The 13,079-nt window shown below is 44.3% G+C and carries 9 protein-coding genes; 4 read left to right on the top strand and 5 right to left on the bottom strand.

Annotated features, from left to right (window positions below):
- Window positions 1–1,227: a tyrosine-type recombinase/integrase gene (locus tag EXA13_RS14780; RefSeq protein ID WP_238133838.1), complete on the bottom strand. Its 1,227-nt coding sequence runs from the start codon at window positions 1,225–1,227 to the stop codon at window positions 1–3.
- Window positions 1,228–1,637: 410 nt separating this feature from the next.
- Between EXA13_RS14780 and EXA13_RS14775 the strand changes: the two genes are divergently transcribed.
- Window positions 1,638–3,278 (top strand): methyl-accepting chemotaxis protein, encoded by a 1,641-nt coding sequence (locus tag EXA13_RS14775; RefSeq protein ID WP_238133837.1) that lies wholly within the window; start codon window positions 1,638–1,640, stop codon window positions 3,276–3,278.
- Between the two features lie 163 nt (window positions 3,279–3,441).
- Here EXA13_RS14775 and EXA13_RS14770 read toward each other — a convergent pair whose 3' ends face one another.
- The 4 genes from EXA13_RS14770 to zntR all read right to left on the bottom strand — a co-directional run bounded on the left by EXA13_RS14770 (window position 3,442) and on the right by zntR (window position 9,692).
- A complete protein-coding gene (locus tag EXA13_RS14770; RefSeq protein ID WP_238133836.1) occupies window positions 3,442–5,577 on the bottom strand; it encodes a lysine decarboxylase CadA in 2,136 nt (711 codons plus the stop codon).
- Between the two features lie 120 nt (window positions 5,578–5,697).
- Window positions 5,698–7,038 (bottom strand): cadaverine/lysine antiporter, encoded by a 1,341-nt coding sequence (cadB, locus tag EXA13_RS14765; protein ID WP_238133835.1) that lies wholly within the window; start codon window positions 7,036–7,038, stop codon window positions 5,698–5,700.
- 535 nt (window positions 7,039–7,573) lie between these two features.
- The gene (gene cadC, locus EXA13_RS14760) at window positions 7,574–9,139 is read right to left on the bottom strand and encodes a lysine decarboxylation/transport transcriptional activator CadC (protein ID WP_238133834.1); all 1,566 of its coding nucleotides are present in this window, start codon (window positions 9,137–9,139) and stop codon (window positions 7,574–7,576) included.
- Between the two features lie 154 nt (window positions 9,140–9,293).
- The gene (gene zntR, locus EXA13_RS14755; RefSeq protein WP_078926904.1) at window positions 9,294–9,692 is read right to left on the bottom strand and encodes a Zn(2+)-responsive transcriptional regulator; all 399 of its coding nucleotides are present in this window, start codon (window positions 9,690–9,692) and stop codon (window positions 9,294–9,296) included.
- Window positions 9,693–9,731: 39 nt separating this feature from the next.
- Here zntR and EXA13_RS16995 point away from each other — a divergent pair, with 39 nt between their 5' ends.
- The 3 genes from EXA13_RS16995 (at window position 9,732) to purD (ending at window position 13,029) form a co-directional block, all read left to right on the top strand.
- Window positions 9,732–9,896: a phosphoribosylamine--glycine ligase gene (locus tag EXA13_RS16995; protein WP_430794494.1), complete on the top strand. Its 165-nt coding sequence runs from the start codon at window positions 9,732–9,734 to the stop codon at window positions 9,894–9,896.
- Window positions 9,897–9,995: 99 nt separating this feature from the next.
- Window positions 9,996–11,588 (top strand): bifunctional phosphoribosylaminoimidazolecarboxamide formyltransferase/IMP cyclohydrolase, encoded by a 1,593-nt coding sequence (purH, locus tag EXA13_RS14750; RefSeq protein ID WP_238133833.1) that lies wholly within the window; start codon window positions 9,996–9,998, stop codon window positions 11,586–11,588.
- A 148-nt stretch (window positions 11,589–11,736) separates the two neighbouring features.
- A complete protein-coding gene (purD, locus tag EXA13_RS14745; protein WP_238133832.1) occupies window positions 11,737–13,029 on the top strand; it encodes a phosphoribosylamine--glycine ligase in 1,293 nt (430 codons plus the stop codon).
- Window positions 13,030–13,079 lie beyond the last annotated feature (50 nt).

The following is a 13,079-nucleotide window of genomic DNA, read 5'->3' as shown; positions in this document are numbered from 1 at the left end:
TCAAATCTCATTGTGTTTCATAAGTGACATGCAGTAAGTACTCCAAAGCGTAAGTGCATCAAGCTTTTTATCTAAGTATTGACTCCTATTGTAGATGGACAAAACACCACCCAACGAGTGACCTAATAACTTCTCAACAACGTACGGCTCTACACCTAGCTCATTTAAGTGTGTAGAGAATGTTCTTCTAAGATCATGCAAAGTCCAAGCTTCAGAGTGACCAATTTTTTTCCATATCCCAGATCCATATACGGAAACAGCTTCTGAGCTTTTCTCCTCACCAAGCAATAAGCTATGCGGTGAGGATTGGAGCGATTTCAAAATACTCGAAATATAATCTCTATGTGCCTCTGGAATAGGTCTAACAATTTTTTCTTTTGTCTTACTGTGCTCTTTTGGCACAGTCCAAGTCCAGTTTTCCAAATCCCATTCTGAACACGTAGAAAGCCGTGCTTCTATAGTTCTACAGCCAAAAAAAGTAACTATAAAAAACAACTTCCTATAATATGCAGGAATTTTTCCTTGAGCTAACCAGTTCAAATAGGTAGCAAATTCCTCCTCTGATAGATACCTGTCTTTCTTCCCCTGCCTTGAACCAACATCATTAACCATTAGATCATCAAGAGCATTGCTGACAACAAAGCGTCTCACACGACAGAATCGCAAAGCCTGTTTTACATTTTGCAAAATATATCCAGACGCCACAGGAGCAGGACGCTGCCTAAGCTCTTTCGCCCCCTTTCGAATCCGATCAAAACACTCAATCCATTGCTCCGTAGAGCAATCTTGGGCTTTTTCGTTCCCCAAATAAGGGTAAATGTGTTTCGCAAATTGGGAGCGATGTTTTTCAATGTTAGCCCTATTATTTACGGCATATTCATTCAGCCAATACTCTAAAGCGTCCTTTACTGTGACACCTTGCTTCTTTTCATTTAATACCTGCCGTTTTAGTTCAACTTTAGGATCTTTCCCCTCATCCAGAAGCTTTCTGCATAAGGATGCCTTGTTTCTAGCTTCCTTTAATCCAAGACCATTTATGCTATTTGAGTAACTTCCTATTGTTAGTTCTTGTTCTCTACCGCCATATCTATAACGGTAAATCCAGCTCAACTTACCTGTTGGTCGCCACAGAATATTCAAACCATCTCGATCAGCGAGACGTCTTGGTCTCTTGGAATCAAACTTGGTACCTAACATTGACTTTAACTTTGAATCCGTAAGAGCCATAAAACCCCCTCAAAAAACACCCGCATTTTTAAATATAACAAGTAAACGAAGCTGAATCAATTTGAACAATAACGAACCACAATCAACAATTAAATTATTGTTATAAAAGATTTAAATATAAAATATGAGTTTAAATGAACGAGAATGAAATAAAAAATTTAATAATACGGCATGAACTAATCACGCTGTTCTCCATGAATTAACATCAAGCCATTAACTCACCGGTTAATGGCTTTTTATTTCCCCCTATCCAAGTTCTCTTTTTATACAATTTTATGATGAGAGAAACTCGACCGGCTCACACCTTCTTCCTAAGTCTCATTTACCCAGCCTAGCTTTAACTGCTAAAGTAAAAAAACAATAGAATAAACAAATATCTTAAGCCACCAGCATTACAAGGAGTGATGCTTATGCATTTTTCACGCTTGCGTCAAATCACTATTCGAGCTCGGTTATATTTACTCAGTGCGGTGATTGTCGGCCTGCTCTTAGTGCCTTTTGGATTATTAATCAAAGATTATCAAGCCGACCTCATGAGTGCGAAACAGCTACAAACACAGTATTTGGTCGAAAGTAGCCTTGAAATTTTACACCACTATCATAAAAAGCAACTGGCCGGAGAACTCACAGAACCCCAAGCCCAGCAACACGCCAAAGAAGCCATAGCCCATTTACGTTACGGAAATAAAGATTATTTTTGGATCAACGATCTGAAACCCAATATGGTTATGCATCCTTTCAGCCCCCATCTCAATGGCAAAGATCTTAGCCAGTTTATGGATCCTAATGGGAAAAAACTGTTTGTGGATATGGCCCAAACAGCTCGCCAACAAGGGGCTGGTTTTGTTTATTACCAATGGGAAAAACCCGGCGCAGAGCTACCCATCGATAAACTTTCCTACGTAAAATTATTTAAACCTTGGGGTTGGATTGTGGGCACAGGTGTGTATCTTGATGATGTGCAGGCACTCTTCGCAGAGCGGAGCAAAACCGTTCTCATGCAGTTGTCGATCGCCATTATCGTGATGGCCGCTCTCGCTTATCTGATTGGACGCAGTATTACGAAACCTTGCTTAGCCACCTTAGCCGCCATGGAAGATATTGCGAAAGGCGAAGGCGATCTCACCCAACAACTTGATACACAAGGTAATGACGAACTTTCTCGTATTGCACGCGCCTTTAATCAATTTACCGGCAAAATCCGGCAAATAGTCCAAGAGGTCACTCCCATTACCAGCAATGTTACCGGACATGCACAAGCGTTGACCCAAGTTGCGCAAAGTTCTTCACAAAAAGCACTGCAACAGCAGCAATCGGTGGATACGGTTGCTTCTGCGATGAATGAACTGCACGCCAGCAATCAAGAAGTGGCTAATGCAGCCCATGATGCCGCCTCTGCTGCACAAACCGCCAGCCATAAAGGGCAAGAAGGTAGTCAAGTCATTAGCAAAGCGTCTGGTTATATGAGTGAGTTATCACAGCGCTTAACGGAAACAGAGCAAAATACCCAAATACTCACCAAAGAAACGGAAGAAGTCGGGAAAATCTTAGATGTGATTCGAGCCATTGCTGATCAAACTAACCTATTGGCTCTCAATGCAGCGATAGAAGCCGCAAGAGCCGGGGAGCAAGGGCGAGGCTTTGCGGTTGTTGCTGATGAAGTTCGCACCCTTGCCACTCGAACTCAAACCAGCACCGATGAAATCGAACAGATTGTGGGTAGCCTACAAGATCGAGCCAAAGTGTTGAGCCACTCCATGACTCAAACTCAACAGCAATCACAAGCCACCCAAGAACAAGCTTCTCTGGCTCAGCAAATGCTGAATGAGATTGATCAGCAAGTTAAAGTGATTGTTAACCTCAACCAACACATTGCCGAGGCCAGTGCCCAACAAACCACAGCAACGGATGAAATCAATCGTAACCTGAGTCAGATAGCAGAACACAGTACCCAAGCCGCCACCCAAGCAGAGCAAGTGGCCACTGCCAGCCAGCAGCTTTCAGATAGCGGTCAACAACTGAAACAGAGCATTGGGCACTTTAAAGTATAAAGTGCTTCAAACTTGTTCCGACAGAATAAAAAAGAGCCCGAATGGGCTCTGGGTTCGACAAGCGTTCTTGAGGGTGCTTATAGTCGAATGGTTAACGGTAAGCGGAGAGTAGAAAGATCTGCAATGAATCCTTTTCCCGAATCTCCACTCACCGTATTCGTCGTTAAGCTTTCAACACTTTTACGGTGTAGCTGCCATCATTTTGGCGATATAAACCGTGAATATCGGTTTCAAAGCCAGGGTAATGAGCGCCAATTTCACACAGCATTTCCAAAAACTCTAACACTGGGCGTGAATCTTCTGTCACCACCTCACCAGGCAGAACCAAAGGAACACCAGGAGGATAAGGCAGAATCATATTGGCACTGATTCGGTTCACCATCTCATTCAGTTGCACTTCTTCAGTTTGACCACGCAGTTCTTGCTGCCAAGCCGCATGAGGCGTCACTTTCATTTCAGGTAAAACATCAAATGCTTTATACATCAGTTCAGGCAATTGATATTTTTTGATCAAGTCGTGAATACCTTGCGCCAACTCTTGAATGCGCATGCCTTCATAGAAGCTTGGATCTTCTTTATACAGTGCTGGCAGCATAGTACGGATCGTCAAGTTCAAATCATAACCGCGTTTAAATTCAGTTAAACCACGCAGCAATTGCATCGCTTTTGACTTATCAATCCCAATCGAGAATAGGAACAGCAAGTTATAAGGACCGGTTTTTTCAACCACAATGCCACGTTCATCTAAGAATTTCGCCACCAATGAAGCTGGAATACCCGATGTTTCAAGCTCACCCTCTTGACTCATCCCCGGAGTCAGCAGAGTGATTTTGATTGGGTCAAGGTACATATGATTGTCATCTAAATCCTTGAAACCGTGCCAGTTATCACTAGGTTCTAGCTTCCAACATTCTGTGGTATCAATGTTTTCAGGCTGCCAAACGTCAAAGAACCAACTTTCGCTTTCCCCTTTCAGGCGTTTGATCTCTTTCCGGAAACGGATAGCGCGATCAATCGAGTCTTGCATCAGTTTACGACCGGTATTACCTCGCATCATCGCCGCGGCGGTTTCAGTGGAAGCCACGATACCGTACTGTGGTGAGGTAGAGGTATGCATCATAAAGGCTTCATTGAAAGACTCTTTATCAAACTCCCCTTTAATATGAATCATGGAAGATTGTGAGAAAGCCGCCAGCAGTTTATGGGTGGATTGGGTTTCATAGAACACTTTACCCGGAATGGCTTCACCACTCATGCCGCATTTACCTTGGTAAATAGGATTAAAGTTAGTGTAAGGCACCCAAGCACTATCAAAGTGGATATGTTTACAATCTAAAGACTCTTTGATGAACTGAGTATTGTAAAGCAGACCATCGTAAGTAGAATTAGTCACAACCGCATAGGTTGGCGCAGTGGCTCCCGGTGTATTCGCTACTTTTTCCGCAATCACTTCACGGCTAAATTCACTTTGTGGAATCCCGCCTAAAATCCCATAAGCATTACGAGTTGGGCGGAAATAAATTGGTGTCACATCCGTCATCATCATGAGATGGGTGAGGGATTTATGACAGTTACGATCCACTAATACGGTGCTGCCTGCCGGAGCAGAGAACATACCGACAATCTTGTTTGAGGTCGATGTTCCGTTAGTCACAATGTAAGAACTGTCCGCATTAAAAGTACGAGCAATATACTCTTCCGCTTCTTTATGTGGACCCGAGTGGTCAAGCAATGAACCCAACTCTGGCATAGAGATAGAAACGTCAGCTTTAAAAGTATTTGGACCGTAGAAATCATAGAAGATGCTACCCGCGGGGCTTTTTTGGAAGGCTGTTCCCCCCATGTGTCCTGGCGTGCAGAAAGTATATTTCCCTTCATCCACATATTTAAACAGTGCTTTGGTAAACGGAGGCATGATCGCCTCTTTATACTCTTGTGTCGCTTGATTGATTTTGATAGCAATATCATCTGCCATACCTAAGGCATATTCAAAAAAGCTCACGTTCAAACGCAGATCAGTTAAAGAAATATCTAAGGTTGATTGCTCATTGGCAAAGGCGTGTACGGGTAATTTCTCATTCACTTGGCTAATGCGTTCACACAATTCAAGTGAGTATTTATCCCAGTCAAACAGAACGCCGCAAATGCGTGGGTTCATTTCAATCAGTTTAATCAGATCTTTATCATCAACCGGGTAAACCACTTCATAACCGGCTTTTTCTAAAGCCGCATGCAGTTGACGCACTGGCTCTTCTTTAAAGAACACACCCATGTGGTTCAGGATAGCAAAAATATTCATTTGGACATCTCCAAGACGAAAGGAGGCGCTCCCTATCTAACGTGATAGTGAGTATCAGGAACGCCAAAGAAATTAACGAGCTAACGTCAGCTTTCGATCACCAGCGCTAGCATCGGAGGATTAAGCCATCGACGCAGAAGCGCTGTGCTTATGAGATTCACGGTATTGAGCAAAGCCCGCTTTTTTGCTGTAGAACATCAAAATTACTAATGAAATGATGAAGGTAGCCGTTAGTGTGGTTCCTTCTGCTCCGGCAAGAGCAATCATACAAAACGCACACGCTACCCCAGAGAAAAGCATGACAAAGCTATTGCGAGTCGTCATACCTTCAAAGCGGATCAAGTTAATGCTGGAGTAGAAGTAAGGCAGCATAGTCAACAATACTGCATCAGTGGTGAGCTGATTAAAGATGTCCGCCGCATGAGCGGTTTGTGAGCTAAAGAGCATCAACACAATCATTAACGCTGTCATTTTTAGGGAAGCGAGAATTAAACCTTTTTTCGGTACACCATTTTTATCCGTTTCACCATACACTTTAGGGAAGTTACCATCCGCAGCGGCACGTTTACCGGCTTCACCCACTAACATCATCCAAGAGCCTAATGAAGTAAAACAGGCGAGTGCCGTAAAGGCAGAAACGAACGGTGCAGACCAGCTACCAAATAGGTTTGTCGTCGCCATCGCAAACGGTGCGCCTGAAGCGGCAATGTCACCCGCTGGGAAAAGGCCACTGATCATTTGTGTCGAAACCACATAGATAATACCGGCCAGCGCAGTGCCCAGCATGGTTGCCAATGGCACAGTTCGTTTTGGATTACGCACCATACCAGAAGAAACGGCCGCAGACTCAACCCCAACAAATGACCACAAGCAGATAAGTACTGCGCTAACGATCGCATGGCTATCGCTACCCGCAGACACATTCCAGTTATGTTGGTAAATCGCCATATCAAAATGGGTCCAACCAAACAACGCTGTACCAAGGACAGGAATCAAAATCAGAACCAAACCAATCGTACATAAGCGACTTACCCAGCTACCACCGAGTAAGTTAACCAGTGTGAAAAGCCAAACAGAAGCAATGGTTGCTAAGCCAGCAGGGACAGGGTTATTCAACACAGGGAAGAAAACAGAAAGATAAGAAACACCCGTAATCGCAATCGCTAGGTTACCGATCCAGTTTGCATGGTAATAAAGTACGCCTGCCTGAAAACCAAAAACAGGAGAGACCTCTCCAGCATAAGCAATCGGACCACCCTCTTGTGGGTTTTTGGTGGCTAAGCGTGCAAAGACAAAAGCTAGACTCAATGCACCAACAATGCAGATAATCCAACTAAATAAAGAAATAGAGCCCACGGTTGCTAAACTGGACGGTAACAAGGCAATACCACTCCCCATCATGTTACCCGCGACAACCCCGGTACAGGCGATAACGCCAATTTTTTTGGTACTCGATGACATAATGTCTCCCGATTTTTCCACGAGCGATTCGCTCAGACCCTCAGAAGTAAAAGACCCAACACGAGCTGAGCCCTTCACCGAACAAAGCGAAGGTTACGCGGAAAAAAGACAGAAAAAATCAAGATGCGATTATCAATAAAAAAATGACTAAATCTTTATATTGAGCGCCAACCAATAAAAAATAAAAACATAAAATTCTTTAAAAACAAAATATTAATAAAGTCCTTCATTGGAAACCTGATAAAAGATAAAGAAATAAAACTGCATATAGCTTCAATTTTTCTCCTCAATAAAATTATCAAGATTTGCTCAAGATATTGAAAAGTGATCGTTATCACTAATAACGAAGAAGACTCACTCTTAATCAATGGGCATCCAATCCAAATGGGCAAGGAATCGAAGATAATATTCAATCAAGAAAAAAGGGAGGAAGAGTCATAGAAGGAAAGAAAGAGAGAGAATGACATGACGCTTTTCGATCATCAAAGATAACCCAAAGCGCCCCATCAAAGTCATTGAGGTCGGTAGTGACCGCTTATAATACGGTCGTCACAGAAGGATGAACTGAGCGATAGAGCGCATAATCAATCGATTTTAAGTTGCTATAAAACGCCAAGTTTTCACACAATAAATAAGTTTCTATCGAAGTATCGATATAAAAAGCCTCACTGTAGGCTTCACTGGCCGCTTCGGTATCCCCTTTTAATTCAAAAAGCTTACCTTGTAGCACATACGCTAATACGGATTCTCGTTGAGCAAACACTTTTTGTAGATAGACTTCCGCCTGCTCAGGATGGTTAGTTAATATTTCATGCAACGCCAACGCTTCAAACACCCGAGCTTGAGTCGCAAGGCTGGCCGATTTGATTCCGCCCACCAACTGATAAGTCAGCTGATTCACTCTATCTTGAGCTAAAGCTTGATCAGGATCTAATGCAACTTGCACATAGTAGGCCACTAATAATTCAGCCTGAATATAGCTATTCTCAGGTTCAGAACGCAGCACTTGCTCTAAGAGTTGAATCCCCTCTTTAAACGATTCAGGCTGTGAGACATTTAAATAATGATGAGCAAGAATCAGCTTCGAGAGAGCTTGTTGATTAACAGGCATTCCAGCCATCAATCGCTCAGATTGGCTTTGCGCATCCGAGACATGTAACGCTTGCATTAAATCGAGTGAAATTTGCTTGACTACCCGGTTTAAATGAGGAGGAACTAACATGTATTGGCGGCTAAATAAGATAGTTCCAGAGGCATTATTACGGTATTCCAGATCAAGATACGATTTCCCTTCGTGATCTTTCACTAATACCGTCACGGTTTTCCCCGGCAGGATGCCGGAAGCAAAACGTGTTTTACTCAAACGAATACGGTAATCCGTGACTTGATCCACATCGGCCGCTAACTTTTGAATAATACCATCGGCCAGATCTGCATCGTTTTCATTTTGTGCAAAGCTGTCATCAAATTTAAATTCAATGAGACGAGCATCCACCGCTTGGGTAATCGTGATATCAGATTGATGATACGTAAATAACCCAAAGCCAATAATCAGCACGCAGATCCACACCACATCAAACAGTACAGTTCGCCAGCGTTTCACGGGAAAATGAGCATGTTTTGAAAAGGAGGATCGAGACTGAAAAGCCCGAGTTAAAGGGGCGGCAGGAAAGGTAACCTCAGAGTAAGATGTTGACGACGCCTCCAATTCGGCATCTGAAGTATCTGCCGAGGGTGGGCTAATATCACCGTCTTGCCATCCATGAACAGGCACAGAAAAGATTTCGGTTACCGTCGCGACCAGCTTATAACCCCGTTTAGGAACCGTGGTTAAATAAGGGATATTTTCTTCACGTCCATCACGAAGCAGCTTTCTCAACTCAAAAATAGACTGCGTAACTACTTGATCGGTAACGACGGCTCCACCCCAGACATGCTCGATTAATTCTTCTCGACAGAAGACCTCGCCTGCATTTTTTGCTAAAAAATACAATAGATTAATCAATCTTGGCTCAACCGAAACTTCCCTATTTTGGCGATACAATTTATTTTCATCAACACTCAGCATCCAGTCGTTGATTTGAAAGCATCTTCCAACCATGTGTGCACCATGAAGTAACAGTAAAAGTCAGTGATTCACATCACCGAGACCGATCGATCCATAATCATCCAGTAACAAAAGTGTAAGATTATACTGACTTTTTACTCAAGAACACCAACACTCCAAGGTGTCAAAAATGAAAACTAAGGTTGGGCTACTCTAAGGCAGCTAAAATGGAGCAATGGCTGGCATCATCATCACTATCTCCACAGCACGCATCGTTGATTTTCTTGAGCGCAGCACGAATCCGAGTCAGCTCCGCAATTTTCTCATCAATCAGTTTGAGCTTAGCACTAGTAATCGACTTCACTTCAGCACAGCTGTGCTCTGTCGCTTCCAACTTAATATCGAGTAACTCTTTTATCTCATCAAGGCTCAGCCCCAATGCTTTGGCTTTTAAAATAAAACTGACTTGCTGTTGATTGGCCTCATCATATAAACGATATCCAGATTCACTGCGCCCAGCAGGTTTAATCAGCGCATTTTTTTCGTAAAAGCGCAGCGTATCACTCGACACGCCACAGCGTTTAGCCAGTTCACCGATCTGAAACATCTCACTCTCCTTTTCTCTCTTTAGGCTCATCAAAAATGCATTAACGAAAAAGACTCCACCGTGCTTTTTTTACTTGAAAAAGCCTTTTTTAACGATTATTTTTCCCATGCCAAACGATTGCGCGAGATCTTTAGCGATAATTTGGCTAGAATACGCGTCATCTTAATCACCGAGAAAAGACCTTTACCCCAACGGGAAATGTGACAATTTTAACACATAACCTTATTCCATATTCCGTTGTGGTAAAGCTCTTTGGTGATAGTCCACGATTTAACGTCGTACAAATTGAAGGAAAATGGAAGCATGAACAACGCTCGCCCTATTCGTCGCGCTCTGATCAGCGTATCCGATAAAACTGGTATTGTTGAGTTTGCTCAAGCACTCGCGGAACGAGGTGTCGATATTCTCTCCACTGGCGGTACCGCTCGTCTGCTAGCAGAACAAGGCTTAGCCGTTACTGAAGTCTCTGACTACACCGGTTTCCCAGAGATGATGGATGGGCGAGTGAAAACCCTTCACCCTAAAGTTCACGGTGGCGTGTTAGGTCGTCGTGGTCAAGATGATGCGATCATGGCGGAACACGGCATCCAGCCTATCGATATGGTGGTGGTTAACCTTTATCCTTTTGCTCAAACCGTAGCAAAAACCGATTGTACTTTGGCGGATGCCGTAGAAAATATCGACATTGGCGGACCAACCATGGTGCGTTCAGCCGCGAAAAACCACAAAGATGTGACCATTGTGGTGAATGCTAAAGACTATTCACGAGTGATTGCTGAAATGGATGCGAATGAGCGCTCACTCACACTGGAAACTCGTTTTGATTTAGCCATTGCCGCATTTGAACATACCGCCGCCTATGACGGTATGATTGCCAACTACTTCGGCACTATGGTTCCGTCTTATGGTGACAATACAGAAGGGGATGAAGAATCCACCTTCCCCCGCACTTTCAACCAACAATTTATCAAAAAGCAAGATATGCGTTACGGTGAAAATAGCCACCAATCTGCGGCTTTCTACGTAGAAGAAACCCCTCAAGAAGCGTCTGTGGCAACCGCTCGCCAAATCCAAGGTAAAGCTCTTTCTTACAACAACATTGCCGATACCGATGCTGCACTTGAGTGTGTCAAAGAGTTTGCTGAGCCCGCTTGTGTGATTGTCAAACATGCCAACCCATGTGGTGTGGCACTGGGTAGCGATATTCTTGAAGCCTATAACCGCGCTTACCAAACCGACCCAACCTCGGCCTTTGGCGGCATCATCGCTTTCAACCAAGAACTTGACGCAGCCACGGCAAGCGCCATTGTTGAACGTCAGTTTGTGGAAGTCATCATTGCACCGAAAGTCTCAGCGCAAGCTATCGAAGTGGTTGCAGCGAAGAAAAATGTTCGTCTATTGGAATGTGGTGAATGGTCAAGCAAAACCACTGGTTTTGATATGAAACGCGTCAATGGCGGATTACTGGTGCAAGAACGCGATCACGGTATGGTATCAGCCGATGACCTTAAAGTGGTTTCCAAGCGTCAACCAACGGAAGAAGAACTCAAAGATGCATTGTTCTGCTGGAAAGTGGCTAAATATGTAAAATCCAATGCGATTGTTTATGCCAAAGGTGATATGACGATTGGCGTGGGTGCAGGGCAGATGAGCCGTGTTTACTCAGCAAAAATTGCGGGAATTAAAGCGGCCGATGAAGGCTTACAAGTGGAAGGGTGTGTGATGGCTTCGGATGCTTTCTTCCCTTTCCGTGATGGTATTGATGCCGCGGCCCAAGCGGGGATTAAATGCGTCATTCAGCCTGGGGGCTCTATGCGTGATGAGGAAGTCATCGCCGCTGCGGATGAACACGGCATGGCAATGATCTTTACGGGGATGCGCCATTTCCGTCATTAATATCATGGGTTGACCATCCATCCAAATAAGTAGCGGTAGAAACCAAACTACTCCTCTTCATTGGAGAGATTTTTAAAGCCTCATACAAACAACGAAGATCCTAGGTGCATAGCTCAACACCCTAGGATCTGACAATAAGGATTAAACCATGCAAGTATTAATCATTGGGTCTGGCGGTCGTGAACATGCACTGGGCTGGAAAGTGGCACAAAACCCTCAAGTCGACACCGTATTCGTGGCTCCGGGTAATGCAGGAACGGCATTAGAAGCAAAACTTAAGAACGTGAATATCCAAGTGGAAGATATTGACGGCTTAGTTGAATTTGCCAAGCAGAACACTATTGAACTAACCATCGTTGGGCCAGAAGTTCCCCTAGTGCTCGGTGTGGTTGATGCGTTTCGTGCCGCTGATTTACCGATTTTTGGTCCAACTCAGGCAGCCGCTCAGCTCGAAGGTTCAAAAGCCTTCACCAAAGATTTCTTAGCGCGTCATAATATCCCAACGGCCGCTTATGCTAATTTCACCGAAATTGAACCTGCTTTAGCTTATGTCCGAGCGCAAGGGGCACCGATTGTGGTGAAAGCCGATGGTCTTGCCGCAGGGAAAGGCGTTATTGTGGCAATGACGCTGTCAGAAGCGGAAGACGCCATCAAAGACATGCTGGCAGGTAACGCCTTTGGTGATGCAGGTAGTCGAGTCGTGATTGAAGAGTTTTTGGATGGTGAAGAAGCCAGCTTCATTGTCATGGTTGATGGTGAGCACGTACTCCCCATGGCAACCAGCCAAGATCATAAGCGCGTCGGCGACAAAGACACGGGACCAAATACGGGTGGAATGGGTGCTTACTCACCCGCTCCTGTCGTCACTCAAGAGATTCATGATCGAGTCATGCAGGAAGTCATTTATCCAACGGTACGCGGTATGGCAGAAGAAGGTCATCCTTATACCGGCTTTTTGTATGCCGGCCTCATGATTGATCGTTCAGGTACACCAAAAGTGATTGAATACAACTGCCGATTTGGCGATCCAGAAACACAACCCATCATGATGCGTATGCAGTCAGATCTGGTTGAATTATGCTTAGCCGCACTGGATGGCAAACTGGACCAAGTGGAATCCCATTGGGATCCTCGCGCCTCTATCGGCATTGTGTTAGCCGCTGGCGGATACCCAGATAAGTACCGCAAAGGTGATGTAATCCATGGTTTACCAACCACGGAAGCGGAAGATCAAAAAGTCTTTCATGCGGGAACAATGGAACAACAAGGTGAAGTAGTCACCAGTGGTGGGCGTGTTTTGTGTGCAACAGCGCTAGGAGAGAGTGTCTCTCAAGCCCAGCAACGAGCTTATCAGTTAGCCAAACAAATTCATTGGCAAGATATGTTTTATCGTAACGATATCGGCTATCGCGCTATTGCCCGTGAACAAGCAGAAAAATAAGCATCACGATTAACCTCAAAGAAAAAAGCTGGGAAACCAGCTTTTTTCAT

The organism is Vibrio cincinnatiensis, from assembly GCF_022113815.1.
Taxonomy (GTDB): domain Bacteria; phylum Pseudomonadota; class Gammaproteobacteria; order Enterobacterales; family Vibrionaceae; genus Vibrio; species Vibrio cincinnatiensis_A.
The sequence above is the reverse complement of the archived record's forward strand: the minus strand, read 5'-3'. Positions and strand labels throughout refer to the sequence as shown.

Bases quoted from the DNA above. Each gene is read 5' to 3' on its own strand.
- purH (WP_238133833.1), top strand. From the start codon at position 9,996: ATGAACAACGCTCGCCCTATTCGTCGCGCTCTGATCAGCGTATCCGAT.
- EXA13_RS14780 (WP_238133838.1), bottom strand. From the start codon at position 1,227: ATGGCTCTTACGGATTCAAAGTTAAAGTCAATGTTAGGTACCAAGTTT.
- EXA13_RS14775 (WP_238133837.1), top strand. From the start codon at position 1,638: ATGCATTTTTCACGCTTGCGTCAAATCACTATTCGAGCTCGGTTATAT.
- cadC (WP_238133834.1), bottom strand. From the start codon at position 9,139: ATGGTTGGAAGATGCTTTCAAATCAACGACTGGATGCTGAGTGTTGAT.
- zntR (WP_078926904.1), bottom strand. From the start codon at position 9,692: ATGTTTCAGATCGGTGAACTGGCTAAACGCTGTGGCGTGTCGAGTGAT.
- cadB (WP_238133835.1), bottom strand. From the start codon at position 7,038: ATGTCATCGAGTACCAAAAAAATTGGCGTTATCGCCTGTACCGGGGTT.
- purD (WP_238133832.1), top strand. From the start codon at position 11,737: ATGCAAGTATTAATCATTGGGTCTGGCGGTCGTGAACATGCACTGGGC.
- EXA13_RS14770 (WP_238133836.1), bottom strand. From the start codon at position 5,577: ATGAATATTTTTGCTATCCTGAACCACATGGGTGTGTTCTTTAAAGAA.